At 73.1% G+C, this 25,800-nt stretch carries 24 protein-coding genes; 12 read left to right on the top strand and 12 right to left on the bottom strand.

Going from position 1 to position 25,800, the window contains the following annotated elements:
- Positions 1 to 253: 253 nt before the first annotated feature.
- From JWR81_RS21845 to JWR81_RS21835, 3 genes are all read right to left on the bottom strand, one after another.
- Complete coding sequence (locus tag JWR81_RS21845; protein WP_297656087.1) at positions 254 to 2,140, bottom strand: thiamine pyrophosphate-requiring protein; 1,887 nt, start codon at positions 2,138 to 2,140, stop codon at positions 254 to 256.
- Positions 2,141 to 2,252: 112 nt separating this feature from the next.
- Entirely contained in the window at positions 2,253 to 2,720 is a 468-nt protein-coding gene (locus JWR81_RS21840; protein ID WP_297656084.1) for a DoxX family protein, read from the bottom strand.
- Positions 2,721 to 2,770: 50 nt separating this feature from the next.
- Positions 2,771 to 4,213 carry a DoxX family membrane protein gene (locus tag JWR81_RS21835; protein WP_297656082.1) on the bottom strand — a complete coding sequence of 481 codons (1,443 nt, stop codon included), beginning with the start codon at positions 4,211 to 4,213 and terminating at the stop codon, positions 2,771 to 2,773.
- An 800-nt stretch (positions 4,214 to 5,013) separates the two neighbouring features.
- Between JWR81_RS21835 and JWR81_RS21830 the strand changes: the two genes are divergently transcribed.
- The 4 genes from JWR81_RS21830 to JWR81_RS21815 are packed head-to-tail and all read left to right on the top strand — an operon-like array spanning position 5,014 to position 9,281.
- Complete coding sequence (locus JWR81_RS21830; RefSeq protein WP_297656080.1) at positions 5,014 to 5,799, top strand: ROK family protein; 786 nt, start codon at positions 5,014 to 5,016, stop codon at positions 5,797 to 5,799.
- A 59-nt stretch (positions 5,800 to 5,858) separates the two neighbouring features.
- On the top strand, positions 5,859 to 7,532 hold the full coding sequence (pgi, locus tag JWR81_RS21825) for a glucose-6-phosphate isomerase (protein WP_297656077.1): 1,674 nt from the start codon (positions 5,859 to 5,861) through the stop codon (positions 7,530 to 7,532).
- Between the two features lie 22 nt (positions 7,533 to 7,554).
- On the top strand, positions 7,555 to 8,214 hold the full coding sequence (locus tag JWR81_RS21820) for a phosphatase PAP2 family protein (RefSeq protein WP_297656074.1): 660 nt from the start codon (positions 7,555 to 7,557) through the stop codon (positions 8,212 to 8,214).
- A complete protein-coding gene (locus JWR81_RS21815) occupies positions 8,211 to 9,281 on the top strand; it encodes a LacI family DNA-binding transcriptional regulator (RefSeq protein ID WP_297656071.1) in 1,071 nt (356 codons plus the stop codon). The genes JWR81_RS21820 and JWR81_RS21815 overlap by 4 nt, the downstream gene beginning before the upstream one ends.
- 15 nt (positions 9,282 to 9,296) lie before the next feature.
- Here the strand turns inward: JWR81_RS21815 and JWR81_RS21810 are convergent, their stop codons facing one another.
- Entirely contained in the window at positions 9,297 to 10,103 is an 807-nt protein-coding gene (locus tag JWR81_RS21810) for a DNA-formamidopyrimidine glycosylase family protein (RefSeq protein WP_297656068.1), read from the bottom strand.
- Positions 10,104 to 10,162: 59 nt separating this feature from the next.
- On the opposite strand from JWR81_RS21810, the gene JWR81_RS21805 reads away from it, so the two are divergent.
- Complete coding sequence (locus JWR81_RS21805; RefSeq protein ID WP_297656066.1) at positions 10,163 to 11,992, top strand: NHL domain-containing thioredoxin family protein; 1,830 nt, start codon at positions 10,163 to 10,165, stop codon at positions 11,990 to 11,992.
- Positions 11,993 to 12,004: 12 nt separating this feature from the next.
- Here JWR81_RS21805 and JWR81_RS34475 read toward each other — a convergent pair whose 3' ends face one another.
- Both JWR81_RS34475 and JWR81_RS21795 read right to left on the bottom strand, forming a co-directional pair.
- Positions 12,005 to 12,586 carry a C40 family peptidase gene (locus tag JWR81_RS34475; RefSeq protein WP_367278826.1) on the bottom strand — a complete coding sequence of 194 codons (582 nt, stop codon included), beginning with the start codon at positions 12,584 to 12,586 and terminating at the stop codon, positions 12,005 to 12,007.
- A 97-nt stretch (positions 12,587 to 12,683) separates the two neighbouring features.
- On the bottom strand, positions 12,684 to 13,487 hold the full coding sequence (locus tag JWR81_RS21795; RefSeq protein WP_297656063.1) for an enoyl-CoA hydratase/isomerase family protein: 804 nt from the start codon (positions 13,485 to 13,487) through the stop codon (positions 12,684 to 12,686).
- 145 nt (positions 13,488 to 13,632) lie between these two features.
- Between JWR81_RS21795 and JWR81_RS21790 the strand changes: the two genes are divergently transcribed.
- Positions 13,633 to 14,820, top strand: coding sequence for a CaiB/BaiF CoA-transferase family protein (locus JWR81_RS21790; protein WP_297656060.1), 1,188 nt, complete (start codon positions 13,633 to 13,635; stop codon positions 14,818 to 14,820).
- A gap of 134 nt (positions 14,821 to 14,954) precedes the next feature.
- A complete protein-coding gene (locus JWR81_RS21785; protein WP_297656057.1) occupies positions 14,955 to 16,112 on the top strand; it encodes an acyl-CoA dehydrogenase family protein in 1,158 nt (385 codons plus the stop codon).
- Positions 16,113 to 16,272: 160 nt separating this feature from the next.
- Here JWR81_RS21785 and JWR81_RS21780 read toward each other — a convergent pair whose 3' ends face one another.
- Together JWR81_RS21780 and JWR81_RS21775 are read right to left on the bottom strand one after the other, a co-directional pair.
- Positions 16,273 to 16,671: a cytochrome c oxidase subunit 4 gene (locus tag JWR81_RS21780; RefSeq protein ID WP_297656054.1), complete on the bottom strand. Its 399-nt coding sequence runs from the start codon at positions 16,669 to 16,671 to the stop codon at positions 16,273 to 16,275.
- A gap of 10 nt (positions 16,672 to 16,681) precedes the next feature.
- Positions 16,682 to 17,671, bottom strand: coding sequence for a cytochrome c oxidase subunit II (locus JWR81_RS21775; RefSeq protein WP_297656051.1), 990 nt, complete (start codon positions 17,669 to 17,671; stop codon positions 16,682 to 16,684).
- Between the two features lie 172 nt (positions 17,672 to 17,843).
- Between JWR81_RS21775 and asnB the strand changes: the two genes are divergently transcribed.
- Entirely contained in the window at positions 17,844 to 19,769 is a 1,926-nt protein-coding gene (asnB, locus tag JWR81_RS21770) for an asparagine synthase (glutamine-hydrolyzing) (protein ID WP_297656048.1), read from the top strand.
- A gap of 357 nt (positions 19,770 to 20,126) precedes the next feature.
- Here the strand turns inward: asnB and JWR81_RS21765 are convergent, their stop codons facing one another.
- From JWR81_RS21765 to JWR81_RS21755, 3 genes are all read right to left on the bottom strand, one after another.
- Entirely contained in the window at positions 20,127 to 21,056 is a 930-nt protein-coding gene (locus JWR81_RS21765) for a carbohydrate kinase family protein (RefSeq protein WP_297656090.1), read from the bottom strand.
- A gap of 140 nt (positions 21,057 to 21,196) precedes the next feature.
- Positions 21,197 to 21,565: an iron-sulfur cluster assembly accessory protein gene (locus tag JWR81_RS21760; protein ID WP_297656045.1), complete on the bottom strand. Its 369-nt coding sequence runs from the start codon at positions 21,563 to 21,565 to the stop codon at positions 21,197 to 21,199.
- A gap of 132 nt (positions 21,566 to 21,697) precedes the next feature.
- A complete protein-coding gene (locus tag JWR81_RS21755) occupies positions 21,698 to 22,813 on the bottom strand; it encodes a glycerate kinase (RefSeq protein WP_297656042.1) in 1,116 nt (371 codons plus the stop codon).
- A 49-nt stretch (positions 22,814 to 22,862) separates the two neighbouring features.
- On the opposite strand from JWR81_RS21755, the gene JWR81_RS21750 reads away from it, so the two are divergent.
- Positions 22,863 to 23,498 (top strand): DUF3043 domain-containing protein, encoded by a 636-nt coding sequence (locus JWR81_RS21750; protein ID WP_297656039.1) that lies wholly within the window; start codon positions 22,863 to 22,865, stop codon positions 23,496 to 23,498.
- 75 nt (positions 23,499 to 23,573) lie between these two features.
- Here JWR81_RS21750 and JWR81_RS21745 read toward each other — a convergent pair whose 3' ends face one another.
- Complete coding sequence (locus tag JWR81_RS21745) at positions 23,574 to 23,771, bottom strand: hypothetical protein (RefSeq protein ID WP_297656036.1); 198 nt, start codon at positions 23,769 to 23,771, stop codon at positions 23,574 to 23,576.
- 23 nt (positions 23,772 to 23,794) lie between these two features.
- On the opposite strand from JWR81_RS21745, the gene JWR81_RS21740 reads away from it, so the two are divergent.
- From JWR81_RS21740 to JWR81_RS21730, 3 genes are all read left to right on the top strand, one after another.
- Positions 23,795 to 24,313, top strand: coding sequence for a bifunctional adenosylcobinamide kinase/adenosylcobinamide-phosphate guanylyltransferase (locus JWR81_RS21740; protein WP_297656033.1), 519 nt, complete (start codon positions 23,795 to 23,797; stop codon positions 24,311 to 24,313).
- Positions 24,314 to 24,367: 54 nt separating this feature from the next.
- A complete protein-coding gene (gene cobT, locus JWR81_RS21735) occupies positions 24,368 to 25,414 on the top strand; it encodes a nicotinate-nucleotide--dimethylbenzimidazole phosphoribosyltransferase (RefSeq protein ID WP_297656030.1) in 1,047 nt (348 codons plus the stop codon).
- A partial coding sequence (locus JWR81_RS21730) for an adenosylcobinamide-GDP ribazoletransferase (protein WP_297656027.1) occupies positions 25,411 to 25,800 on the top strand: 390 nt, incomplete at its 3' end. The genes cobT and JWR81_RS21730, both read left to right, overlap by 4 nt.

Below are 25,800 nucleotides of genomic sequence, written 5' to 3'. Positions count from 1 at the left end.
GCGCCGGAGTACTTGACGACGTAGGTACCGAGGTCGCCGGCCTCCATGAGCCCGGGCAGCGACCCGCCCTCGCGCAGCGGCGTGACGTAGCGGATGGCGGTGACGTGCCGCAGAGACCTCGTCGGGGCGGGTGGGGCCACGCGGCCATCGTCCCGCACGCGTCGAGGCGGACGCCGACGAGCTCCCACCCGCCTCGTCCGACCGCAGACCGGCGTCGCCGTCACGGAACGGGGGGGTGCTCACGATTCGACCGTCAGCTCCGGTGCGGCAGCAGCGTCGCCGCGGCCGCGGGGAGGCCGCGGCGCAGGATGCCCCGCCAGTCCGAGTCGCCCCGCACGATCGACTCGGCGGTGTTCTTCGCCTGCTCGAGCGTGAAGTGCGGCGGGACCATGAGCTCGGCGGGGTCCACCACGGCGTCGATGACGAACGGCCGGTCGGCGGCCAGCGCGGCGTCCCAGGCCACCCCGACCTGCGACGGGTCCTCCAGCCGCACGCTGCCCAGCCCGAGCGACCGGGCCCACGCCGCGTAGTCGACGTCGGGGACCAGCTGGCTGTCGTCGAACTTGGGTGTGCCCTCGGTACTGCGCTGCTCCCAGCTGACGAACGACAGGTCGCGGTTGTTGAGCACCAGCAGGGCGAACCGCGGATCGGCCCACTCGCGCCAGTACTTCGCGACGGTGATGAGCTCGTTGACGCCGTTCATCTGCATCGCGCCGTCGCCCAGCAGCACGAACACCGGCCGGTCGGGATGGGCGAACTTCGCGGCGATGCCGTAGGGCATCCCGCCGCCCATCGAGAGCAGCGTGCCCGACAGGCTCGCGAGCATCCCGGGCCGGACGTGCAGGTGCCGGGCGAACCAGGCGGTCACCGTGCCGCAGTCGACCGCGACCATCGCGTCGTCGGGCAGGCGGTCGTCGAGCTCGGTGAGCACGAGCTGGGGGTTGACCGGGTCGGCGGGCTGCTGCGCGACCTTCCGCTGCCCCTCCTCCCACGACGCGACGTGCTGCGCGACCTCGCCCCGCCACGCGATGGACGGGTTGTGGTCGCCCAGCAGGGCGGTGAGCGCGCGCAGCGTGGGCGCGGCGTCGCCGGTGAGGTTGACCTGCGTCGGGTAGCGCAGGCCCAGCTGCGCGCCGTCGATGTCGATCTGCACCGCCGGCACGCCCTCCGGCGGGTAGAACTCGCTGTAGGGCATGGCCGAGCCGACGATCAGCAGCCGGTCGCAGTCCTTCATGAGCTGCCAGCTCGGGGCGGTGCCGAGCAGCCCGATGGAGCCGGTGACCCAAGGTTCGCGCTGGTCGACGACGGGCATCGCCAGCAGCGCCGTCGCCACCCCGGCGCCCAGGCGCGCGGCGATCGCCGCCACCTCGGGCTCGGCGCCGTACGCGCCCTGGCCCACGAGCATCGCGACCTTCTCCCCGCCGCGCAGCACATCGGCGGCTGCGCGCAGGTCCTCCTCCGGCGGGACGGTGGGCCGTGAGCTCGGCGCGTTGGACGTGGCGTAGTGGGCGTGGCTGTGCGGCGGGTCGAGCACCGCCTTCGTGTCCTGGATGTCGTTGGGCACCACCAGCACCGCGACGGTCCGGTGCGCCAGCGCGGTGCGGCACGCGCGGTCGACGAGATGGCGCACCTGACTGGGGTCGTCGAGCTGGGCGAGGAAGCCCGCGACGTCCTTGTAGAGCGAGAGGAGGTCGACCTCCTGGTAGTAGCCGCCACCCTGCGCGGTCAGCGCCGTCTGCCCGACGAGCGCGACGACGGGCTGGTGGTCGAGCTTCGCGTCGTAGAGGCCGTTGAGCAGGTGCACCGCCCCCGGCCCGGACGTCACGAGCGCCGCGCCGATCCTGCCCCCGCCGTACTTGACGTACGCGGACGCGGCGAACCCCGCGGTCTCCTCGTGCCGCACCTGGACGAACCGGGTGTCGCCCCGGCGCTGCAGGGCCGAGGTCAGGCCGTTGATGCCGTCGCCGGGGTAGCCGTAGTAGTGGTCGACTCCCCAGGACGCCAGGCGGTCGACGAGGTGGTCGGCGACCGTGGCATGGCGGGGCTCGTGGCCGGTGGTGGGGGTCTGCGCAGCGGGGGTCGGGGCACCGGGGGTTCGAGCAGCGGGGGTCCGGGAAGCGGAGGTGTGCGGGGTCGGCATACCCGTCGGTTGCCCGGTCGGGCCGCGCGTCAACCGTAGACACACGCGCGGGCGGGCCCGGCCGTCGTGTGACCGGACCCGCCCCGTGCGCGCAGGACGTGCAAGCAGAGCGCTACTTCGACGCCATCGCCAGCTCGCGAAGGTGCCGCTCCTGCAGGCCGCGCACCAGGTGGTCCAGGCTGAACCGCCCGGGGCCCACGGCCGCGATCGTGACCAGGCCGACGGTGATGACGCCCACCAGCTCCCAGCCGCCGCCCGCGAGGAAGATCCCCTTCGGGATGTGCACGAACACCGCCGCCCCGACCATGATCACCGTCATCAGGCCGCAGACGACCGTGGTCAGGCCCCCGAGGATGAGCAGCACGCCGCCCACGAACTCCACCACCGTCACGAACGACGCCGAGATGATCGCGAGCGGGATGCTGAGCGACTCGAAGCCATCGGTGGTGCGGCCGATCCCGTTGATCATCATCTTCTGGTAGCCGTGGGCGAACATGACCACCCCGAGCAGCATTCGGCCGACCAGCACGGCGACGTCACGGGCAGTTGCCGGGAGCGGGCGGTTCGGATCGAACTTCACGAGGATCCTCTGTCGGGACGGGGGCGGCGGGTCGGTGGAGTGGGTACGGATCAGTGGAAGGGCGTGGCGGCGAAGCCGACCCGCTCGGCCCGCCGGATCCGCTGCGGCAGCTCGTTGTCGCGCTGCTCCGGCTGCGCGCCGTCGAACGCCGGGCGGGGGCGGTACGACGGGCGCGGACCGGCCTCCGGCTGCGCGCCGGACGACGGCCGGGCACCCGCCGGCGCGCCGTACGCGGCCGGGGCGGTGAAGGCGGGCTGGGTGCTGCGGTAGGGCTGCGCGTCGGACGACGGCTGGGCCTCCATGGGCCGGCGCGGCTCGAAGAGCGGGGCGACATCGACCGGCCGGCGCGCGTCGGCGGTGTCGTGCGCGTCCGCCGGGCGGGCGGACTCCTCGGCGGGAGCCGCGACGACCTCGGCCGACGGCCGTGCAGTGGGCGCGACCTCGGGACGGGCGACGGGCTCGACCAGGTCCGCGACCGCGGCGGCGTCGGTCCGCTGCCCGACGGGCGGGACGAGCGCGAACTGCTCGGTCCGGGTGGGGGCGTCGGCCTCCGACCGAACGACCTCGGACGCGACGGCGTCCGACGGGCCCGTCTGGGACGGGGCGGCCGGGGCCTGCTCGGGTCGGGAGATCTCGTCGTGCGCCGCCTCCGCCGCGGGACGGCTCGTCGCCACCCGGGTCGCGACCGCCGGGTACGCGCCGGTCCGGGCCTGCTGCGGGCCGGTCCGCTCGACGGTCCGTGCCGCCTGGGGCTCGGGGGCCGGGGACGACACGGACTGCGGGGCCGTCTGCGGCGCGGCCTGCTGCGGCAGCTGCTGGAAGGACGACTCCGGGTACGACCGCTCGGGGAGCGGCTGGTCCTGGAACGACGGCTGCTGGAACGACCCCTGCTGGTACGCGGACGAGCCGACCGCCTGGTGCGGGGCCATGCGGGTGAACTGCGCGGCCACCCCGACGTGCTGCGGAGCGCGGCTCGGGGACTGCCGGACCACGGACGCGAACGTGCCCGCGTTGGGCGTCGGAGCTCGGTGCACCGGTGCCTGGGTCCGCTTCTGAGCCGCGTCCTCACGGGCACGGCGGGAGGAGATGAGGTGGTCGATGCTGAACCGGCCCGGCCCGGTGGCGGCCAGCGCGAGCTCCGCGGCGACGATCACGCCGACCAGCTCCCACCCGCCGTCCTGGGCGAAGATGCCGTGGGTGATGTGCACGAAGCCCGCCGCCCCGACCATCACCACCATGTCCAGCGCGACCACCGTGGTGGTGAGCGCACCGGCGATGAGCAGCACCCCGCCGACGAACTCGACGAACGACGCGAACGACGCGGAGACGATGGCGAGCGGGATGCCCAACTTCTCGAACTGCCCGTAGGTACCGGCGATCCCGTCGATCATGAGCTTCTGCCAGCCGTGGGCGAAGAGCACCACGCCGAGCACGACGCGGCCGATCAGGAGCGCGATGTCACGCGCCGGGGCAGGGAGCGGTCGGTTGAACATGTGGGTAAGCCTCCAAGACCCTGATGTGAACGGAACACGTCGCCGCGTGTCGGTGACTTAACCCGATAGATGCAGACAGATACGACCAGTCAGCGGATTGTGCGACGGCCGTACGGTCCCGCGCGTTGAGCAGTCGGCGCAGTCAACCCGATCGGGCGACTACAGGGATGGTCCGGTCGCCCCACGTCATACGCCGCTCATCGACGGTCGCGTCGATCACTGCTCCGACAGTGCTGAGACGCCCGGCGCGAGCCGGCCCGGATCGGACACGGACCGCGACGAGCAGGCTGGACGTCTGGGCCGTTCGGAGGAACGTCGCCGGTCGGCTGCCGCGATGACGGCAGCCTCCAGCGGGGACGCCCGGTGGCCGAGGCGATCGACTCGGCAGACGGCCTTCTCCACACTGGACCTCCACACTGGACAACTTGGAGTGCGCTCGGGGAGGGCAGGACGCCGCTGCTCGACCTGCCCCGCCACGGCGCCCGGCTCGGCGTGCCCGGCCTGCCGAAGAAGGACGAGGGTGCCTGGTCCGGGGCTCACACCCCGGTGGTGCGCCCACGGGCTCAGGCGGGCAGCAGCTTCCTCCGGACCGCCCCCGCCCGGTGCCCGCTGTGCACGTCGGCCGGGCCGCGCGTTACCCGGCACCGCCTCCTCCCCCGCTCCCGCGGCGAGCGACAGCACCCACGGGCCCACCTCCAGCAGCGACGCCGGGACCGCAGGGCGCCCCGGGCTCGTGCGTCACCGCGCCCGACCGGATACCGTCGCGCCGTCAGAGCACAGCTTCGTGAACAGGGGACGACATGACCGGCGGACCGCTCACCCTGGCCATCGACGTGGGCGGATCGGGCCTCAAGGCCGCGGTCCTGTCTCCGGACGGCGAGCTGCTGTCCGTGCGCGAGCGTCGCGAGACGCCCTACCCGTGCACCCCCGGCGTGCTGCTGGACGAGCTCGCCGCCCTCGCGGCCGCGCAGCCCGCCTACGACCGCGTGTCGGTGGGCTTCCCGGGGGCGATCCGGCGCGGCCGGGTCCGTGACGTCACCGCGTTCGTCCGGCCCGCGCCGGGCAAGGACCCCGACCCGAAGCTCAAGGAGCTGTGGGCGAACTACGACCTCGAGACGGCACTGGCCCAGCGCTTCGGCAAGCCGGTCCGGGTGGCCAACGACGCCGACGTGCAGGGCTGCGCCGTGATCGAGGGCCACGGCATGGAGCTCGTGATCACGCTGGGCACCGGAGTCGGGTGCGCCACGTTCTTCGACGGTGCGCTGCTGCCGCACATGGAGCTCTCGCACGGCCGGTTCGGCGACGGGACGTCCATCGAGGTGGCGTGCGGCGACCACGAGCGGCAGAAGATCGGCAAGGAGAAGTGGCGCGAGCGCGTCCTCGACGCCCTGGAGGCGTTCGAGCAGATGGTGCTGCCCGACCACGTCTACATCGGCGGCGGCAACGCCAAGAAGCTCGACCCCGACACGCTCGGCCCGAACCGGACCGTCGTGCCCAACGTCTCCGGCCTGCTCGGCGGCATCGCGCTGTGGGAGCGCGTCGAGAGCACCTGCGCCGTCAGCCCGCACGCGCACGCCCCTGCCTAGTCCGATGACACAGCAGGTCCCGCCCTGACCGGGAGGCCGTGAGAGGGCAGGATGCACCCGTGCCCGCCGAACACACAGACACCAGTCCCGCCGACATCACCGCGACGCCCGAGTGGGTGGCGCTGGCCGAGCACCACGCGGCCGTCGCCGACCTGCACCTGCGCGACCTGTTCGCCGACGACCCCGGGCGCGCCGAGGCCATGACGGCCACCGGGGCGGAGCTGGTGCTGGACTACTCCAAGAACCGCATCACCCGCGACACCGTGGGGCTGCTCACCGCGCTCGCCCGGGCGGCGGGGCTGCCCGAGCGCACCGAGGCGATGTTCGCGGGTGAGCACATCAACACCAGCGAGGACCGTGCGGTGCTGCACACCGCGCTGCGCGCCCCCCGCGCCACCGCGCTGGGCGTCGACGGCCAGGACGTCGTCACCGACGTGCACGAGGTGCTGTTCCGGATGGGCGAGTTCACCGACGCCGTCCGTTCCGGGCAGTGGACCGGCTACACCGGCGAGCGTATCCGGGCCGTGGTCAACATCGGCATCGGCGGCTCGGACCTCGGGCCGGTCATGGCCTACGAGGCGCTGAAGGCCTACGCGCAGCGCGACCTCGAGATGCGGTTCGTCTCCAACATCGACCCCACCGACATCAGCGAGACGCTGCGCGACCTCGACCCCACCACGACGCTGTTCATCATCTCGTCCAAGACGTTCACCACGCTGGAGACGCTCACCAATGCCCGGGTCGCCCGCGAGTGGCTGCTCGCCGGGGTGGGCGGCGACGAGAAGGCCGTGGCGAAGCACTTCGTGGCGGTGTCGACCAACGCCAAGGAGGTCACGGCGTTCGGTATCGACGAGGCCAACATGTTCGGCTTCTGGGACTGGGTGGGCGGGCGCTACTCGGTCGACTCGGCGATCGGGCTCTCGCTCATGGTCGCGATCGGCAAGGAGCACTTCGAGGACTTCCTCGCCGGCATGTACGCGATGGACAGCCACTTCCGGAAGACGCCGCTGGAGGAGAACCTCCCGGTCATCGCCGGGCTGCTGAACGTCTGGTACGTCAACTTCTTCGAGGCCCAGACCCACGCTGTGCTGCCCTACAGCCAGTACCTGCACCGGCTGCCGGCCTACCTGCAGCAGCTGACGATGGAGAGCAACGGCAAGTCGGTGCACGGCGACGGCACGCCCGTCACGACCCTCACCGGCGAGATCTTCTGGGGCGAGCCGGGCACGAACGGCCAGCACGCGTTCTACCAGCTCATCCACCAGGGCACCCGGCTGATCCCGGCCGACTTCATCGGCTTCGCCGAGCCCCTCTACGTCATTCCGGTGGACGAGCACACCGACATGCACGACCTGTTCATGTCCAACCTGTTCGCCCAGACCTCCGCGCTCGCGTTCGGCAAGACCGCCGAGGAGATCGCCGCCGAGGGCACGCCCGCGGACGTGGTGCCGCACAAGGTCATGCCCGGCAACCGGCCGTCGTCGACGATCCTCGCCCGCAAGCTCACGCCGTCCGTGCTGGGGCAGCTCATCGCGTTCTACGAGCACATGACGTTCGTCGAGGGCACGATCTGGGGCATCGACTCCTTCGACCAGTGGGGCGTCGAGCTGGGCAAGGTACTGGCCAAGGAGCTCGGCCCGGTGCTCACCGGCCAGAAGGGCACCGGCGGGCTCGACCCGTCCACGGCGGCGCTGGTGAGGCTCTACCGCGAGTGGCGCGGCCGACCGGCCTGACGGCGACGACCCGGGGGGGACGATGACCGAGGGGACGACGCCGGCCGCGGCCCGCACCACCGGCGACGTGTGGATGGCGGTGCTCCTGGTCGTCCTGGCCGTGGCGGCGGTGTGGGCCGCGTTCGCCGGGTACGGGCCCGCCGAGCTCGACCGGCCTGCGCTCGGCGAGTCGATCGAGGCGCGGTCGCCGGTGCTGACGACGGTGGCGGTCGCCGTCACCACGATCGGCAACACCGCGGCCACGGCGGTGCTCGCCGTGCTCGTCGGGGCGTTCCGCTGGTACCGCGGCCGGCGGGCCGACGCGGTGCTCGCCGTGGTGGCGATGGGCACGGCGGCGCTGGTGTTCACCACGATCAAGCGGGTGCTCGACCGGCCGCGGCCGCCGGTCGCGGACCGGCTCGTGAGCTCCGCGAACGAGTCGTTGCCCTCGGGGCACGCCACGATGTCGATGGTGGTGGTCGGCACGATCGTCGTGCTGTCGTGGGGGTCGCTGGGCGGGCTCCGGCGCGCGGTGCTCGTGGTGGTCGCCGCCGCGTGGGTGGGCGCGGTCGGTGCCACGCGCGTGTACCTCGGCGTGCACTGGTTCAGCGACGTGATCGCCGGATGGCTCGTCGGGGCCGCGTGGCTCGCCGTCTGCGTCGTGGTGTGGAAGCGGTGGAGCGCCCGGGCGGTGCTCGAGTGACGGAGACACCGGGCGACGGCCCGGCGCGGGGCGGCCCCGCCCTGAAGGCCCCGGCGCCGGTCATGACCGACGTGGCGCGGCTGGCCGGGGTGTCGCTGCAGACCGTGTCGCGGGTGGTCAACGACACCCCGCACGTCAGCGGGCCGACCCGGGCCAAGGTGCTCGCGGCGATGGACCAGCTCGGTTACCGCCGCAACGCCGTGGCCCGCGCGCTCGCCACCCGGCGCAGCGGCATCATCGGGGTGATCACCTTCGACACGCTGCTGCACGGTCCGGTGCGCCTGCTCTACGCCGTGGACCGGGCGGCATGCCGCAGCGGCCTCGGCGTCGCCATCGCCGTGGTGGACCGCTTCGACGCCGGGTCCGCCACGCGGGCGGTGCGGAGGCTGCAGGACCTGGCGGTGGAGGGCGTGATCGCGGTGGTGCCGAACCGCAGCTCGGTCGACGTCCTCACCACCGCGCTCGGGCCGACGCCGGCCGTGCTCCTGGGCGGTGCGGGGCTCGACGAGAGCACCACCCTGCCCGCCGTCGGCATCGACCACCGCGGCGGCGCCGTCGCGGCCACCCGCCACCTCCTGGACCTGGGGCACCGCACGGTGCACCACGTCGCCGGTCCGCAGGACTGGCCGTCTGCGGACCGGCGGGTCGAGGGGTGGCGCGCCACCCTCGACGCCGCGGGCGCGCGCATCCCGCCGCTGGTCACGGGCGACTGGACGGCGGCGTCCGGGCACGCCGGGATGCGCGAGCTGCTGAGCCTCGACCCGGACGTCACCGCCGTGTTCGTGGCGAACGACCACATGGCCCTGGGCGCGCTCAGCGCGCTCGCCGAGGCCGGGCGCCGCGTGCCCGAGGACGTCAGCGTCGTCGGTTTCGACGACGAGCCCACCGCGGTCTACTACCGGCCCCCGCTGACCACGGTCCGCCAGCCCCTCACCGACGCCGCCGAACGGGCGCTGCACCGGCTGCTCGACGTCATCCGGCCGGAGGCCGCGGGCACGCCGCTGCCGGCGCTGGTGGCCGCCGAGCTGGTGGTGCGCCACAGCACGGCGCCCCCGCCCTCCCGCTGACCCGCGCCCCGCTGATCAGCCCTGCTCCTGAGAGCACCACCACGTCGAGCGGCCGCCGACCGTGCCGTGCACCATCGGCGCACCGCAGCGGGGACAGGTCGCCTCGGCCCGACGGAACGGGATGACCTCACCGGTGTGCACGCCGCCGTTCGCGACGGCGGCCTTGAGCGACTGCTCCAGGGAGTCGTAGAGACGGTCCAGCCGGGCGCCGCCCAGCTCGTCCGCCGGGGCGGCCGGCGACAGCGACGCCTGCCAGAGCGTCTCGTCGGCCAGCAGGTTGCCGACGCCGGCGAGCACCGACTGGTCCAGCAGCCGCGCCTTCACCGCCGCGTGGCCACGCCCCACCCGCGTGCGGAACTCGTCCCGGCTGATCATCTCGGCGTCCGGACCGAGCGCGTCGAGGTCGGGCTCGAGCCGGACGCGGCCGAGCCGGCGCTTGTCGAACAGCCGCAGCTGTCCGCCGTCGGTGAAGTTCACGGTGAAGCGGTCCCACTCGGCCTTGCGCGGGCTGCGGTCCGGGCGCTCGGGTCCGCCGCCGATCCGCTCGCCCTCGGTGTCGGTGACGACGATGCGACCGCCCATCCCGAGGTGGATGCCCAGATGGGGCCCGGGCTTCCCGCCGCGCCGGGTGGTCTCGCACCACATCGTCTTGCCCTGCCGGTGGGCGACCGTGAGCTTCCCGCCTGCGAGCGCCGTCGCGATCTCACCGGGCGGGTGCGGCCGGCACACCCACTCGTCGTTGTCGTCGACGGACCTGATCGTCCGGTCCAGCGCACCTTCGAGGACCTTGCGGGCGAGCTCCACCTCGGGCAGTTCGGGCACGGGAACCAGTTTCGTGCCGATGCGGAACACGCGCGCGCCGGAACCGGTTGGTGGCTCTCGTGGAGAGAACTCGGGTGCGCGCGCCGGAGCTGCGCGGACGGCGTTGGCTCAACACGGGTGGGCGGGACCTGTCGCTGGCGCAGCTGCGCGGCAAGATCGTCCTGCTGGACTTCTGGACGTTCTGCTGCGTCAACTGCCTGCGCGTCCTCGACGAGCTGCGCGAGCTGGAGGAGCGCTACGCCGACGTCCTCGTGACGGTGGGGGTGCACTCGCCGAAGTTCCTGCACGAGGCGGACCCGGTGGCCGTCGATGCCGCGGTGGAGCGGTACGGCGTGCACCACCCGGTGCTCGACGACCCGCAGCTCGTCACGTGGGACGCCTACGCAGCCCGGGCGTGGCCGACGCTCGTGGTGGTCGACCCGCGCGGGTACGTCGTCGCGCAGATGTCCGGCGAGGGGCACGCGCACGGGCTCGCCGTGCTGGTGGAGGAGCTGATCGCGGAGCACGCGGACGTCCTGCACCGCGGCGGCGGTCCGTACGTCGCCCCGCCCGAGCCGGAGACGGCGCTGCGCTTCCCCGGCAAGGTGATCGCCCTGCCCAGAGAGGATGGGCGCGGCGGCACGTTCCTGGTCTCCGACACAGCCCACCACCAGCTCGTCGAGCTGGAGGCCGATCTCGCCACGGTGCGGCGGCGGATCGGCACCGGCGAGCGGGGGCTCGTGGACGGGAGCGAGGCGCGGTTCGCCGAGCCGCAGGGCCTCGCACTGCTGCCGGACGGCGACGTGGTCGTGGCCGACAGCGTCAACCACGCCCTGCGCCGCGTCCACCTCGCTGACGGCTCGGTGACGACGGTCGCCGGCACCGGCGACCAGCTGCGCGACCGGGTGGAGGTCGGGGGCACCGCGGATGAGCTGTCGACGCCGTGGGACGTCGTGTGGTGGGACGGCCGCGTCGTCGTGGCGATGGCGGGCAACCACCAGCTCTGGACGTGGGACCCGGCCACCGGCGCCACGGCGGTCCTGGCGGGCACGACGAACGAGGGCCTGCGCGACGGCGCCCCCCGGGAGGCCTTCTTCGCCCAGCCCTCGGGCCTGGCCACCTCGACTCCGCGGGTCGGGGGGCCCGCGAGTCGGCACGGATCGATGCTGTGGATCGCCGACGCCGAGACCTCGGCCCTGCGCTCGATGACGGCGGCGCCCGGGGTCGGCGCGGCCGTCACCACCGCCGTCGGGCAGGGGCTGTTCGACTTCGGCCACCGCGACGGCGAGGCCGAGAAGGCGCTGCTGCAGCACCCGCTCGGCGTGGCCGTGCTGCCCGACGGGTCGGTGGCGATCGCCGACACCTACAACGGGGCGGTCCGCCGCTACGACCCCGTGACGCGGACGGTCGGCACGCTGGCGAGCGACCTGGCCGAGCCCAGCGATCTCCTCGTCGACGGCGACACGCTGATCGTGGTCGAGTCGGCGGCGCACCGGCTGGTGCGGGTGCCGATCCCGGCGTCGACGCTGGTGGAGGGCGGCGCTCACCAGGTCAGGCGGGCGCCCACCGACCTCTCCCCCGGCCTGCTGGACCTGCGCATCGCCTTCACGCCGCCGACCGGTCAGCACCTCGACACGCGCTTCGGCGACCCCACGCAGCTCACGGTGGCGGCGTCCCCGCCCGAGCTCCTCGTCGCCGGCACCGGGACCGCCACGGGGCTCGCCCGTGAGCTGGTGTTCGGCGAGGTCACCGAGGGGGTCCTGCAGATCAGCGTGGCCGCCGCCGCGTGCGACGAGGGCGACGGCGTGTTCGCCGCCTGCCACCGCTACCAGCAGGACTGGGGCATCCCGGTGCGCCTGGTGCCGGGAGCACCGGGCGAGCTGACGCTGGACCTGCGCGCGGTGCAGTAGCCGGAGGGCTGCTCACACCGGTGGCGCCAGGAAGAGCTGCGGCACCGCGATCTGCGCGACCTTCGGCAGCGCCGGCACCGGCGGCAGCAGGCCGGGGGTGCCCGGTGGCGCGGCCGGACGGGTGGCGCCGAGGTAGTCGTCGCCGGGCCAGCGGTAGTGGGCCACCTGCACCGGTGTCCCGACGTCGGAAGCGTTGACCATCGTGCCGTCGCCGAGGTAGAGCCCGACGTGGTGGACGTTGCTCGGCACGCCGTAGAACAAGAGGTCACCGGCCAGCAGCGGCGCCCCCGACGGCACGCCGGGGCCGGCGTAGTACTGCAGGTGGGCCGTGCGCGGCAGGCTGATGCCCGCGGCGGCGTAGGCGAAGCGGGTCAGCCCCGAGCAGTCGAAACCGAGGTCGCCGGCCGCGGGCCCGTTGCCGCCCCACTCGTAGGGCAGGCCGACTTGTGCGAGCGCGGTGCTGACGGCAACGGAGGCGGGGCCGGTGGTGGCCGCGCGGGCGGGCACCCCGGACGTCGTCGTGACCAGCAGCAGGAGCACCGGCACGAGCCACCGCGCCCGCGAGCGCGAGCGATGGTGCCGTCCCCGTGCCATGGGGTGAGCCTGCCGGGCGGTCCGGCCGCTCCACACCACACGGACGGGCGGCTCGGGCTCCCGACCAGGTGAGGCCGGCGAGCACGCGGCGGCGCGGCTACGGCGCGGGCGTCGTGAACACCGGCGCCCGCTTCTCGCGGTGCGCGGCCACCCCCTCGTGCACGTCGGGGAGGCCGAAGCCGTAGAACTCCATCGCCAGCGACGCGTCGAACGCCGGGCCGGCCGAGCGGTACCAGTTGTTCAGCGCCTGCTTCGTGAACGTCACGGCGGTAGGGGAGCCCACCACGAGCTTGCGGGCCACCTCCATGGCCTTGTCGTGCACCTGCTCGTCATCGACGCAGAGCGACACGAGCCCGATCCGCTCGGCCTCCTCCCCGGTGAGGACGTCGCAGGTCAGGAGGTAGTACTTGGCCTTGGCCATGCCGCACAGCAGCGGCCAGTTGATCACCGCGTGGTCGCCGGCGGCCACGCCGAGGCGCGTGTGGCCGTCCACGATCTTCGCCTTCCGGCCGGCGACCGAGATGTCGGCGAGCAGCGCGATCGCCAGGCCCGCGCCCACGCACGGGCCGTGGATGGCCGAGACGATCGGCTTCGAGCAGTTGATCACGTTGTAGACGATGTCGCGGGCCTCGCGCATCACACGCGTGCGCACCACCGGGTCGGCCGCCATCTCCTCGATCATGTCGAAGGAGCCGCCCGCCGAGAACGCCTTCCCCGCACCCTGGATCACCACGGCGCGCACCCCTGCGTCGCGGTCGATCACCGGCCAGATGTCGGCCAGCTGCTCGTGGGCGGCGGCGCTCACGGCGTTGAGGTTCGGGCCGTCGAGCACGATGCGAAGGATCGCGTCCTCGGGGTGCTCGATGCGCAGGGCGGTGAACCGCTCGTAGACGTCGGACATGCATCGCACCCTAAGCGGAGCCACCGATCGAGGAACGACCGCACGGTGGTTCCGGAGTGCAGACCGGCCGACTGGACAGGACTCATCCGTGCGGATCGGCGACACTGTCCGCCGACCCACTCGCCACCGACCGCCGAGGGACCCGATGACCGCTCCGCACCGTCCCGGCCCGCTCGCCGGCGTCACCGTCGTGGCGCTGGAGCAGGCCGTCTCCGCGCCACTGGCCACCCGCACGCTGGGCGACCTCGGCGCGCGGGTGATCAAGGTGGAGAACCCGCGCGGTGGCGACTTCGCCCGCCACTACGACGACGTCGTCGAGGGCATGGCGGCGCACTTCGTCTGGGTCAACCGGGGCAAGGAGTCCCTGGCGCTCGACCTCAAGGACCCCCGCGGGCTCGACGCCCTGCACCGGCTGCTCGCCACCGCCGACGCGCTGGTGTCCAACCTCGCTCCCGGCGCCACCGAGCGGCTCGGCATCGGGCCCGCCCAGCTCACCGCGCGCCACCCGCACCTCGTCGCCGTCGAGATCTCCGGGTACGGGCCGGGCGGGCCGCTCTCGGCGAAGCGGGCCTACGACCTGCTGGTGCAGGCGGAGTCCGGCGCCGCGTCGATCACCGGGTGGGAGGGCCGGCCGGCCAAGGCGGGCCCGCCGATGGCCGACACCTCCAGCGGCCTCTACGCCGCGATCGCGGTGCTCGCGGGCCTCTACCAGCGACGGACGGATGGCGGGGGCGCGTCGGCGCACGTCGCGATGTTCGACGTCATGGCCGAGCTGATGGGCTACACGCTGCACGTCACGCGCCACACCGGCGTCGAGCAGCAGCCGCAGGGGCTCGGCTCGCCGGCCGTCGTCCCCTACGGCGCGTTCCCGACCTCCGACGGGCACACCGTGGTGCTCGGCACCACCAACGACCGCGAGTGGCAGCGACTCGCCCGCGAACTGCTCGGCCGCCCCGATCTCGCCGACGAGCCCCGCTATGCCACCGGCACGGGCCGCGTCGCCCACCGCGCGGAGCTGCACGGGGCCGTGGCCGACTGGTGCGCGCGCACCGACCTCGCGACCATCCAGGAGGCCGCCGACGCCGCCGGCATCGGCAACGCGCGCTACAACACCGCGTCCGAGGTGCTGGCCCATCCGCACCTCACCGCACGGAACCGCTGGCGCGACGTCGGCACACCCGGCGGCCCGGTGCCCGCTCTGCTCCCGCCGATCGACGCCGCGGGCTGGGACAACCGGATGGACCCGGTGCCCGCGCTGGGCGAGCACACCGATGCGGTACTGCGCGAGCTGGGCCTGACCGACGCCGAGATCACCGCGCTGACGGGGCCGTGATCACCGCGGACCGCACGAGGCGGCCCTGCCGGGGACGCTGCCGTACTGCGCACGGCGATCATCACGACAGGGGCGCGAGGCCCGACTACCCACGGGTAGCCTGCGAGACGCAGCCTTCCGAGTAGGAGATCGACGTGGACACCTCCGACCTGAACGCCATCCTGTCCTCGGTGCGCGAGTTCGTCCGCGCCGAGGTGGTGCCGCTCGAGGAGCAGATCGACACCGAGGACCGCATCCCCGACGTGATCATCGCGGCGTGCAAGGACATGGGTCTCTACGGCTTCGCGATCCCCGAGTCCTACGGCGGCCTCGGCATGACGCTGGAGGAGGAGGCCCGGCTCGCGTTCGAGCTGGGCTGGACCACTCCCGCGCTGCGCTCGCTGTTCGGCACCAACAACGGCATCGCCGGTCAGGTGCTGATCAAGGGCGGCACCGAGGAGCAGAAGACGTCCTGGCTGCCGCGGCTGGCCTCCGGCGAGGTCACCGCGTCGTTCGGGCTCACCGAGGCCGACGCGGGCTCCGACCCCTCGGGGCTGGCCACCACCGCCAGGCGCGACGGCTCCGACTGGGTGCTCAACGGCTCGAAGCGCTACATCACCAACGCCCTGGTCGCCGACGTGGTCATGGTTTTCGCCCGCACCAACCCCGACGCCGCGGGCAACAAGGGGATCTCGACGTTCCTGGTGCCGGCCGGAACGCCGGGCCTGACGTTCGGTGCCCGCGACCACAAGATGGGCCAGATGGGTACCTGGACCTCCGACGTCTACCTCGACGACGTCCGCGTCCCCGCGGAGGCGCTGGTCGGCGGCGAGGACGGCCTCGACGTGGGCTTCCAGATCGCCGCCAAGTGCCTCTCCCACGGCCGCGCGCACATCGCCGCGCTCTGCGTCGGGATGGCGGGGCGGCTCGTGCACGAGTCGGTGGAGTTCGCCCAGACCCGTGAGCAGGGCGGCAAGCCCATCGCGTCGTTCCAGCTGATCCAGGGCCTGATCGCCGACTCGGTCACCGACCACTACGCGGGCCGCGCCCTGGTCCTCGACGTCGCCCGCGCCTACGACGCGGGCACCGACACGGTGCAGGGCCCGTCGGCGGCCAAGTACTTCGCGAGCGAGATGGTGGGCCGGGTGGCCGACCGCGCGGTGCAGGTGCACGGCGGGGCCGGCTACATCCGCGGGGTCGCGGTGGAGCGGTTCTACCGGGACGCGCGGCTGTTCCGCATCTACGAGGGCACGTCCCAGATCCAGCAGGTGATCATCGCCCGCGGCGCGCTGGGCAAGGCCGCCCGCGCCTGACCGACCCACCCGTCCCACGACTCGGTGCGCCGCGGTCGAGCGGTACGTCATGGCCCTGTTCGCACCTGTCCGGGGGCGCCCTTCCGCGTGGTCGACCGCCCCGGACGCACGAACGCCGGGCCCCGCGAACGGGACCCGGCGTCGGTACGAGCTGGAGGAGCTAGTGGTCCGAGGGACGCAGGTGGTACTCGAAGACGAGGCCACCCACCGAGATGAGCAGCAGCACGCCCGCGATGACGAGCGACCAGACGTAGAAGAACGCCAGGGAGATGGCGACCAGCGCGGCGGAACCGGCGAGCGTGATGGGCCAGTAGCTGCCCGGCGAGAAGAAGCCGACGTCGCCGGCGCCGTCGGAGACCTCCGCCTCCGGGTTGTCCTCCGGACGCTCCTCGAGCCGCCGGGAGACGAACCGGAAGTACGTGCCGATGATCAGCGACAGCCCACCGGTGAGGAACAGCCCCGCCATGCCCACGACCTCGTGGGTGAGCACGCTGTAGACGATGGCGCAGAGGAAGAAGAACGCCGTGATGATCTCGAAGATCCGGGATTCGACCTTCATCGTCCGCCCCTCAGCTTCCTGCAGTGGCCGGCAGCGCCACCGGCGGTTCCGACGCCGACCGCTGCGTGCGGTCGGTGGTGAACGGATATGTGGTGTAGGCCTGCGGCGTGCAGAGCTGGCCGCAGTTCATGGCCGCCAGGGCTTCGCCCGCCGTGTACCCCACACCGGTGGCCGGGTTGACCTGCTTGCGCAGCGTCATCCAGCGGTCGAACAGCTGCGGAGAGATGGCGCGGACCTCGAAGTTCATCTGCGAGTGATAGCTGCCGCAGAGTTCCGCACAGCGCCCGACGAAGGCACCTTCCTTGTCGATGCTGTCGACCTGCCAGGTGTTGTCCTGGTCGTTGACCTCGGGGTCCGGGAAGACGTCGCGCTTGAAGAGGAACTCAGGCACGAAGAAGCTGTGGATCACGTCGTTCGAGCGCTGCACGAACTTGATCTTCTCGCCGGTCGGCAGGACGAGCAGCGGGATCGTCTCGCTGGTGCCCAGCGTGTGCACCGGCTGACCGTTCGGCGCGGTGCTGCCCGGGTAGGCGAAGTCCCAGTTCCACTGGAATCCGGTGATGTCGATCGTCTGGGCGGGGTCCGGGTCGTCCTTCTCCACGAAGTTCTGGACGTTGACCGTGAAGCCGAACAGGACCGCAACGATGATCGTCGGGATGACCGTGAAGACGATCTCGACGGGCAGGTTGTACTGCGTCTGGCGGGGCGGGACGTCGTCGCCGCCCTTGCGCTTGCGGTGGAAGATGATCGCCCAGAACATCGCGCCCCAGGTGATGACACCGACCACGAGCGCCGCCACGGCGGCGGAGGTCCACAGGTGGCGCATCTGCTCGGCCTGCGGGGTGACCCCCACCGGCCAGCCGAAGCGCAGGACCTCGTCCACGGAACACCCGGTGGTGAGCGGGATGACCAGCAGCGCCAGCGCGCCCAACTTGGCCGCCCGCCCCCACGTCGAGCGCCCGACACCGCGGTGGTCTCCCCCGCGTTCTGCTCGGCCCACTGCTCGCCGCCTCCCTAGCCCGTCGCTCGAAAAGCCCGTCGTCATACGGCCGCAAAGGCGCATGCGGACACGCGCCTTCGACCTCGCGTAGAGCGTAGCCGAGGGGTCCCCGGAATCGCCTGTCGGGTGCGGCCACCGGAGCGTCACGCCGGGGTCGGCATACTGACTCGCTGTGTGTGGACTGCTGGGACTGCTGACCACCGGTGGCGACGCCGCCGCCCGTACCGACGCGGTCGCCGCGGCCATGCGCTGCGCGCGGCACCGCGGACCGGACGAGACGGACACCTGGAACGACGCGGACGTGGTGTTCGGCTTCAACCGCCTGTCCATCATCGACGTCGAGCACAGCCACCAGCCGCTGCAGTACGAGGACGGCCGCTACACGATCGTCTTCAACGGCGAGATCTACAACTACCTCGAGCTGCGCGACGAGCTCGCGCGCAAGCACGGCGCCACGTTCGCCACCGACGGCGACACCGAGGCCGTGGTGGCGGCCTATCACTACTGGGGCCCGGCCGCGGTGAGCCGGCTGCGTGGCATGTTCGCGTTCCTCATCTGGGACTCCCACCGGCGCGTGCTCTTCGGCGCCCGCGACCCGTTCGGCATCAAGCCGCTGTTCGTGGCTTCCGGCCCGGCGGGCGTGGCGTTCGCGAGCGAGAAGAAGAGCCTGCTGGAGCTGGCCCCGGCGCTCGGCCTGGGCGATCCGGCCGCCGACCTCGATCCCGTGGCCCTGCAGCACTACCTGCTCCTGCAGTACGTACCCGAGCCCGCCACCATGCACCGCGCGATCCGGCGCGTCGAGTCCGGTTCGCACGTCGTCGTACGGCCTGGCCGGACAGGATCGACACCGGAGATCGAGGAGGAGCGCTACTTCACTCCCGTCTTCCACACCGGCGGCGGCGAGGGCCCGCGGGTGTACGCCAAGATCGCCGACGTGCTGCGCGACTCCGTGGCCAAGCACATGCGCGCCGACGTCACGGTGGGCGCGTTCCTCTCCGGCGGCATCGACTCCACGGTCATCGCGGCGCTGGCCAAGGAGCACAACCCGGACCTGGTCACGTTCACCACCGGGTTCGAGCGCGAGGGCTACTCCGAGGTGGACGTGGCAGCCGAGTCGGCCGCCGCGATCGGGGTGCGGCACGTGGTCCGCACCGTCAAGCCCGACGAGATGATGGACGCGCTGCCGCTCATCGTCTGGTACCTCGACGACCCGGTGGCCGACCCCGCGCTCGTCCCGTTGTGGTTCGTGGCCCGCGAGGCGCGACAGCACGTCAAGGTCGTGCTGTCGGGCGAGGGCGCCGACGAGCTGTTCGGCGGCTACACGATCTACCACGAGCCGCTGTCGCTCGCGCCGTTCGAGAAGGTGCCCGGATCGCTGCGGGGCCTGATGGGCAGGGCCTCCACCCGGCTGCCCGAGGGCATGCGCGGCAAGGACCTCCTGCGCCGCGGCGCACTCCCGCTGGAGCAGCGCTACTACGGCAACGCGCGGATCTTCCACGACGACCAGCTCGCCGGGATCATGCGCACCTACGACCCGCGCCGCAGCCACACCGACGTCACCGCACCGCACTACCGCGACTCAGCAGCCTGGGACCCGGTCTCGCGCATGCAGCACGTCGACCTCTTCACCTGGCTGCGCGGCGACATCCTCGTCAAGGCCGACAAGATGACGATGGCCAACTCGCTCGAGCTGCGCGTGCCCTTCCTCGACCCCGAGGTGTTCGCGGTCGCGTCCGGGCTGCCGCTGGCCCAGAAGATCGGGGAGGGCACCACCAAGCTCGCGCTGCGCAAGGCGCTCGACGGGATCGTGCCCGCGCACGTGCTGCACCGCCGCAAGCTGGGCTTCCCTGTGCCGATCCGGCACTGGCTGCGCGACGAGATGTACACCTGGGCGCGCGACATCATCCGCGACTCCCAGGCCGACCACCTCGTCGACCTCGCCGCCGTGCAGCGCATGCTCGACGCCCACCGCGAGGGCCCGATCGACCACAGCCGCCGCATCTGGACGCTGCTGGTGTTCCTGCTCTGGCACGGAATCTTCGTGGAGCAGCGGATCCGGCCCGAGATCCCCGAGCCGGCCTACCCGGTGCGCCTCTGACCCACGGCGCGATCCAGCAGGTCGAGTCCGGCCGCGTCGGCAACCGGGAACGACTCGGCGAGCGCCCGGAACCACCGTCACGTGGTCGAGCGGGCCGTCGGTGCCTGCCGGCACGAAGCGGTCCACGATCTCGCCGGAGCGCCGCACCGCGGACAGCACTGCGGACAGCCGGCGATGTCGGACGTGCCCGCGGGATGCTTCATGGTCTGCCCCTTCTCCGGTCGGGCCGGGAACCGGCGCCGATCAGAGAAGGAGGCACGAGCCGGCCCGTCTGACGCGCTGCGGCCGAAATCAGAGGCGCCGCCCGGCTGTGCGGCGTCTCACGATCATGGAGAGGGGCTGCGGCAGCCGGGACGGTCAGACGGGGAGGATCTTCTCGATGTCGTCGGCAGAGTCCGGGCCGAACGCGTCGCGCAGGCGCTCCAGGCCGTGGGCGCGGTCCCACACCCACTCCTGGCCGCCCTCGGTCTCCAGCACCTGGACGGCGACGAGCGCGCCGAGCTGGGCGGAGCGCTCCAGCGACAGCCCGCCCGTGGTGGCGGCGAGGAAGCCGGCGCGGAAGGCGTCGCCGACGCCGGTGGGGTCGACCTTGCCGGTCTCCGGAACGACGCCGACCTTGAGGTCGCCCGTCTCCCTCCCCACGATCTGGACTCCGTGCTCGCCGAGCGTGGTGATCCGGATGTCGATCCTCTCGGCGACCTGCGCCTCGGTCCAGCCGGTCTTCTGTTGGAGCAGGTCCCACTCGTAGTCGTTGGTCATCAGGTAGCGGGCGCCCTCGACGAGCTGGCGGATCTCGGGGCCCTCCATGCGCGTGACCTGCTGCGACACGTCAGCGGCGAAGGGGATGCCCAGGTCGCGGCACTCCTGCGTGAGCGCCACCATCGACGCGGGGTCGCTCGCCCCGATGAGGACGAGGTCCAGGCCGCGGGACTGGAGCGGGGCGAGCGTGAGGTCGATGGAGCGCGCCATGGCGCCGGTGTAGAAGGAGCCGATCTGGCGCATGTCGTCATCGGTCGTGCAGACGAACCGCGCCGTGTGCACGTCGTCGCAGACGAGGATGGCCGAGCAGTCGACACCATGGCTCTCCAGCCAATGGCCGTATTCGGCGAAGTCGGCGCCCACCGCACCGACCAGGAGCGGCGACTGCCCCAGCACGCCGAGCCCGAAGGCGATGTTCGCCCCGGAACCACCCTTGCGGATCGCGAGGTCGTCGACCAGGAAGCTCAGCGAGATCCGGTCGAGCTGCTCGGCCATCAGCTGGTCGGCGAACCTCCCCGGGAAGTGCATGAGGTGGTCGGTGGCGATGGAACCGGTCACGGCGATAGACACGTCGCGTCACCTTACCGGTTGACATGTGAAAGAACCCCGGCCGGAGCCGAAGCTCACGACCGGGGTTCGATCATCCGGTCAGCGACCGGGAGGACGCGTCAGTTGAACGAGTCGCCGCAGGCGCACGAACCGCCGGCGTTCGGGTTGTCGATCGTGAAGCCCTGCTTCTCGATGGTGTCGACGAAGTCGATGACCGCACCCTGCAGGTAAGGGGCGCTCATCCGGTCGACGCCCACCTTGAGGCCGTTGTACTCGCGGAACAGGTCGCCGTCGAGGGAACGGTCGTCGAAGAAGAGCTGGTAGCGCAGGCCCGCGCAACCACCGGGCTGGACGGCGATGCGCAGGTGCATGTCGTCACGGCCCTCCTGCTCCAGAAGGGTGCGCGCCTTGTAGGCGGCGGTGTCGGTGAGCTCGACACCGTGGGTCTCGGTCTCGGTCGTCGGCGCGGTTGTGTTCTCGACGGTCATGGCTCTCCCAACAACGAGCGGGGCAGTTCGTGTTCCCGGTTCTGCAGCCGATACTAAGCCCTCACGCCGACGACGTGACACCACCGACGCGAGAGCGGGGTGATCCGCGCCACGAACGACGCTCCGGTGCCCTCAACGGCTCCAGCGCGCCGCGACACGCTCGGCGAGCGCGGCCAGCGTGCCCGCGGGATCGGCCATCGACGCCACGACCCCTCCTGCGTCGTCTGCCACGCCGTAGGCCGCGTCGACGCCCACCGAGGCGGCCTCCCGCTTCCCGACGCTCACCTGGCCGGCCAGCACGAGGCACGGCACGCCACGGTCGGCGGCGGCGCGCGCGACGGCCGTGATGAGCTTGCCGCGCAGCGACTGCCAGTCGAAGCTGCCCTCGCCGGTGATGGCGATGCCGGCGCGGTCGAGCGCGGTGTCGAGGCCGACGAGCTCGCGGACCAGCCCCGCACCCGACACCCGGGACGCCCCGCAGGCCAGCAGCGCGGCCCCGAGCCCGCCCGCGGCACCGGCACCCGGCTCGTCGCGCACGTCACGCCCCAGAACGGCCAGCACGTCGGCGAAGCGGGCCAGCGCCGCGTCGAGCTCCGCGACCGCATCGGCGTCGGCGCCCTTCTGCGGCCCGAACACCGCGGCGGCACCGTGCGGGCCCAGCAGCGGGTTGTCGACATCGGCGGCCGCGACGAGCCGCACGCCCCCGAGCGCGGGGACGCCGTCGAGGCGGGCGGCCCCGGCCAGCGCCGCTCCCCCGGGCGACAGCGGTACGCCGGCGTCGTCGACGGGGACCGCGCCCAGCGCGGCCAGCATGCCGGCGCCGCCGTCGGTGGTGGCCGAGCCACCAAGACCGATGACGACCTCCTCCACGCCGTCCGCCACGGCGTCGGCCACCAGCTCGCCCACGCCGCGGGTGGTGACGGTGCGGGCGGTGGCCGGGTCACGGCGGTCCCGGGGCACGAGGTGCAGGCCGCACGCGGCGGCGGACTCGAGGTAGGCGGTGTCGCCGATGCGCAGCCAGCGCGCGTCCACGGGATCCCCGAACGGACCGGTGACGACGAGCGGGTGCCAATCCCCGCCCAGCGCGGCGTGCAGCACGTCGACGAAGCCGGTGCCGCCGTCGGCCAGCGGGAGCAGCACGAGCTCGTCATCGGGGGCGGTGCGCCGCCATCCCTCGGCGATCGCTTCGGCGGCGGCGGTGGCGCTCAGGGTGCCGCCGAAGGAGTCAGGAGCCACGATCACATGCACCGTCCCACCGTAGTGTCCGACGGGCGCCGTGCACCGTAAGGTGGGATCCGTGAGGTTCCTGGGCCGTTCCACCCCGACCACCGTCGGTGCCGAGACGTCCGCGTCCGACGAGGCCGCGAACGGCCCCGGCGACGGCGTCCGCGCCGCCGGCAAGGGCCGGCCCACGCCCAAGCGCCGCGAGGCCGAGGCCAAGCGCCGAGGCCCGGCCCCGCCCCCGCCGCGCACCCAGCGCGAGGCCTCGCGTCTCGCGCGGGCGAGCCGGCCCGACAAGTCCGAGCAGCGCAGGCTGGCGGCCGTGCGGCGCGAGCGGATGGCCGCGGGCGACGACAAGTACCTGCTGCCGCGCGATCGCGGGCCGGTCAAGGCCTACGTCCGCGACGTCGTGGACTCCCGCCCCCACCTCATGGGCCTGTTCATGCCGCTCGCGGTGATCGTCGTGATCTCCGTGGTGCTGCCGGTGCCGTCGATCCAGCAGTACCTCAGCCTGTTCAGCCTGCTCGCGCTGATCGTGATGATCGCCGAGGGCGTGCTGCTGGGCGTCACCACCACGCGCAAGGCGCAGGCGAAGTTCCCCAACGAGCGCATCGGCATGCCGGCCACCAGCTGGTACACGTTCACGCGGGCCAGCCAGCTGCGGAAGCTGCGCGTGCCGAAGCCGCGCGTGGCGCGGGGCGCCAACCCCTGACCGCCACCCGGACCCGCTCGTGGAGGCGTTCCGGGGGCGGACCTCACCGACCGGTGATCCGGCTCTGAGCGGCCGTCAGCCCTCGTCGAGGCTCATCGGCCCGTAGACCTCGGACTCGCCCTCGATCAGCACCACCGCGTCCACGCCCTGGGCGCGCAGCTCGGCCCAGATGTCCGAGAACCACGCCTCGGCCTCGGCCTGGTCCTCGAACGTCTCGTCGGGTCCGTCCACGGGGATGCCCGACTCGGTCTGGTACCGCCACCGGAAAGCCACGGCGTCAAGGTTAGCGTGCGGAGGTGACCAGCACGCTCGTCCTCGGCGGCACCCGGTCGGGCAAGTCCCGCTACGCCGAGGATCTGTTTCCCCCGCACGCACCGGTGCGCTACCTCGCCACCGCCCGCCGCGACGACGACGACCCCGAGTGGGCGGCGCGGCTGGAGGCGCACCGTGCACGCAGGCCGCCGGGCTGGGTCACCGTGGAGAAGCCGGACGTCTCCGCGATCGTCGCCGGTGGGGGCGACCCGCTGCTCGTGGACGACCTGGCCACCTGGCTCACCGCCGTGCTCGACGACGCGGGCGCGTGGGTCTCCGCGGAGGTCGACGTCTCCCCACAGGTCGACGCGCTCGTGGAGGCCGTGCGGTCGTGCCCGGGCGACGTGGTGCTGGTGTCGGCCGAGGTCGGGCTGGGTGTCGTGCCGCCGACCCGGGCCGGGCGGCTGTTCCGCGACGAGCTGGGTGCGCTCAACGCCGCGCTCGCGGCCGTCTGCGACGAGGTGCTGCTGCTGGTGGCCGGGCTGCCCCTGCGACTGAAGTAGCTCGTGCGCGGACCCGCCCCCGCGCTCGTCGGCGCACCGCTGTAGGAAGACGTCGTGGATCTCCCCGCCGTGACCGCCCCGGACGCCGACGCCCGTCGCACCGCGGTGGCGCAGTACGCCCTGCTCGCCGTGCCCCCCGGAGCATTGGGCACGCTCGCCGAGCTCGGCGTGTGGCTCGCCGCCGCGCAGGGCCAGTGCCCGCCCCGCCCGCCGGCGCGCCCGCGCGTAGTGGTCGTCGCCGCCGACCACGGCATCGCCGCTGCCGGCGTCTCCGCCGATCCCGAGGGCGCGACGGCGCGGCAGGTCGCCGCCGTCCGCGAGCAGAACGCGCCCGTGACCGTGGTCGCGACGGTGGCCGGGGTGTCCGTCCGCGTCGTCGACGTCGGCGTGGACCACGAGGTCGAGGACGGCACCGCCCAGCGCTACCGGGTGCGCCGCGGCAGCGGCCGGATCGACCGGGAGGACGCCCTCACCGAGGCCGAGACCGAGCACGCCTTCGCGATCGGGCGGGCGCTCGCCGACGAGGAGGTGGACGCGGGCGCCGACCTGCTCGTGCCCGCGTCGCTCGGGGTCGGCGCCACGACGCCGGCGTCCGCGCTGGTCGCGGTGCTGACCGCGACCGAGCCGGTGGCCGTGATCGGGCGCGGCAGCGGCATCGACGACAACGGGTGGATGCGCAAGACCGCCGCCGTCCGCGACGCGATGCGCCGGGCCAGGCCCCACCTGCGCGACCCGCTGGCGCTGCTGCGCGTCGCGGGCGGGGCCGACCTCGCGGTGCTCAGCGGGTTCCTCGTCCAGGCCGCGCTGCGGCGCACCCCCGTGCTGCTGGACGGCCTGGTGGTCGGCGCCGCCGCGCTGATCGCCGAGGAGCTCGCCCCCGGGGCGAAGCAATGGTGGCTCGCCGCACAGCGTTCCCCCGAGCCGGCCGGCGTGCTGGTCACCGACCGCCTCTCCCTGACCCCGCTCGCGGACCTCGGCGTCCGGCTCGGCGACGGCACGGGCGCGGTCACGGCCGTCCCGCTGCTGCAGATGGCCGCCCGGCTGGTGGCCGAGACGGCCGTCTCCGAGATCCCCACGACCGAGGTCCCCGCAACCCCGTGAGGGGGCTCGCGCTCGCGCTGAGCTGGCTCACGGTGCTGCCGGTGCGCACCGGCGCCCCCGACGCCCGCACCGCCGCGGCCGCGCTGCGCTGGGCGCCCGTCGTCGGCGCGCTGCTCGGCGGGGTGGCCGGTGGGCTGTTCTGGGCGCTGTCGCTGCTGGGCGTCCCGGTGCTGGTGGGGGGCCTGCTCACCGTCGGGTTCCTGGGGCTCGCCACCCGCGGTATGCACCTGGACGGGCTGGCCGACACGGCCGACGGCCTCGGTTGCTACGGCCCGCCCGAGCGCGCGCTGGCCGTGATGCGCGACGGCGGCGCGGGCCCGTTCGCGGTGGTGACGCTGCTCGTCGCGCTCGGGGCGCAGGCGGCGTCGGTGGCCGCGCTCACCCCC

It is taken from the genome of Pseudonocardia sp. (assembly GCF_025965585.1).
Classification (GTDB): Bacteria; Actinomycetota; Actinomycetes; order Mycobacteriales; family Pseudonocardiaceae; genus Pseudonocardia.
Note: the sequence above shows the minus strand (reverse complement) of the source record. Positions and strands in the feature narration are given on the sequence as shown.

Bases quoted from the DNA above. Each gene is read 5' to 3' on its own strand.
- JWR81_RS21845 (WP_297656087.1), bottom strand. From the start codon at position 2,140: ATGCCGACCCCGCACACCTCCGCTTCCCGGACCCCCGCTGCTCGAACC.
- JWR81_RS21835 (WP_297656082.1), bottom strand. From the start codon at position 4,213: ATGTTCAACCGACCGCTCCCTGCCCCGGCGCGTGACATCGCGCTCCTG.
- JWR81_RS21830 (WP_297656080.1), top strand. From the start codon at position 5,014: ATGACCGGCGGACCGCTCACCCTGGCCATCGACGTGGGCGGATCGGGC.
- JWR81_RS21820 (WP_297656074.1), top strand. From the start codon at position 7,555: ATGACCGAGGGGACGACGCCGGCCGCGGCCCGCACCACCGGCGACGTG.
- JWR81_RS34475 (WP_367278826.1), bottom strand. From the start codon at position 12,586: ATGGCACGGGGACGGCACCATCGCTCGCGCTCGCGGGCGCGGTGGCTC.
- JWR81_RS21795 (WP_297656063.1), bottom strand. From the start codon at position 13,487: ATGTCCGACGTCTACGAGCGGTTCACCGCCCTGCGCATCGAGCACCCC.
- JWR81_RS21790 (WP_297656060.1), top strand. From the start codon at position 13,633: ATGACCGCTCCGCACCGTCCCGGCCCGCTCGCCGGCGTCACCGTCGTG.
- JWR81_RS21780 (WP_297656054.1), bottom strand. From the start codon at position 16,671: ATGAAGGTCGAATCCCGGATCTTCGAGATCATCACGGCGTTCTTCTTC.
- JWR81_RS21765 (WP_297656090.1), bottom strand. From the start codon at position 21,056: ATGCACTTCCCGGGGAGGTTCGCCGACCAGCTGATGGCCGAGCAGCTC.
- JWR81_RS21760 (WP_297656045.1), bottom strand. From the start codon at position 21,565: ATGACCGTCGAGAACACAACCGCGCCGACGACCGAGACCGAGACCCAC.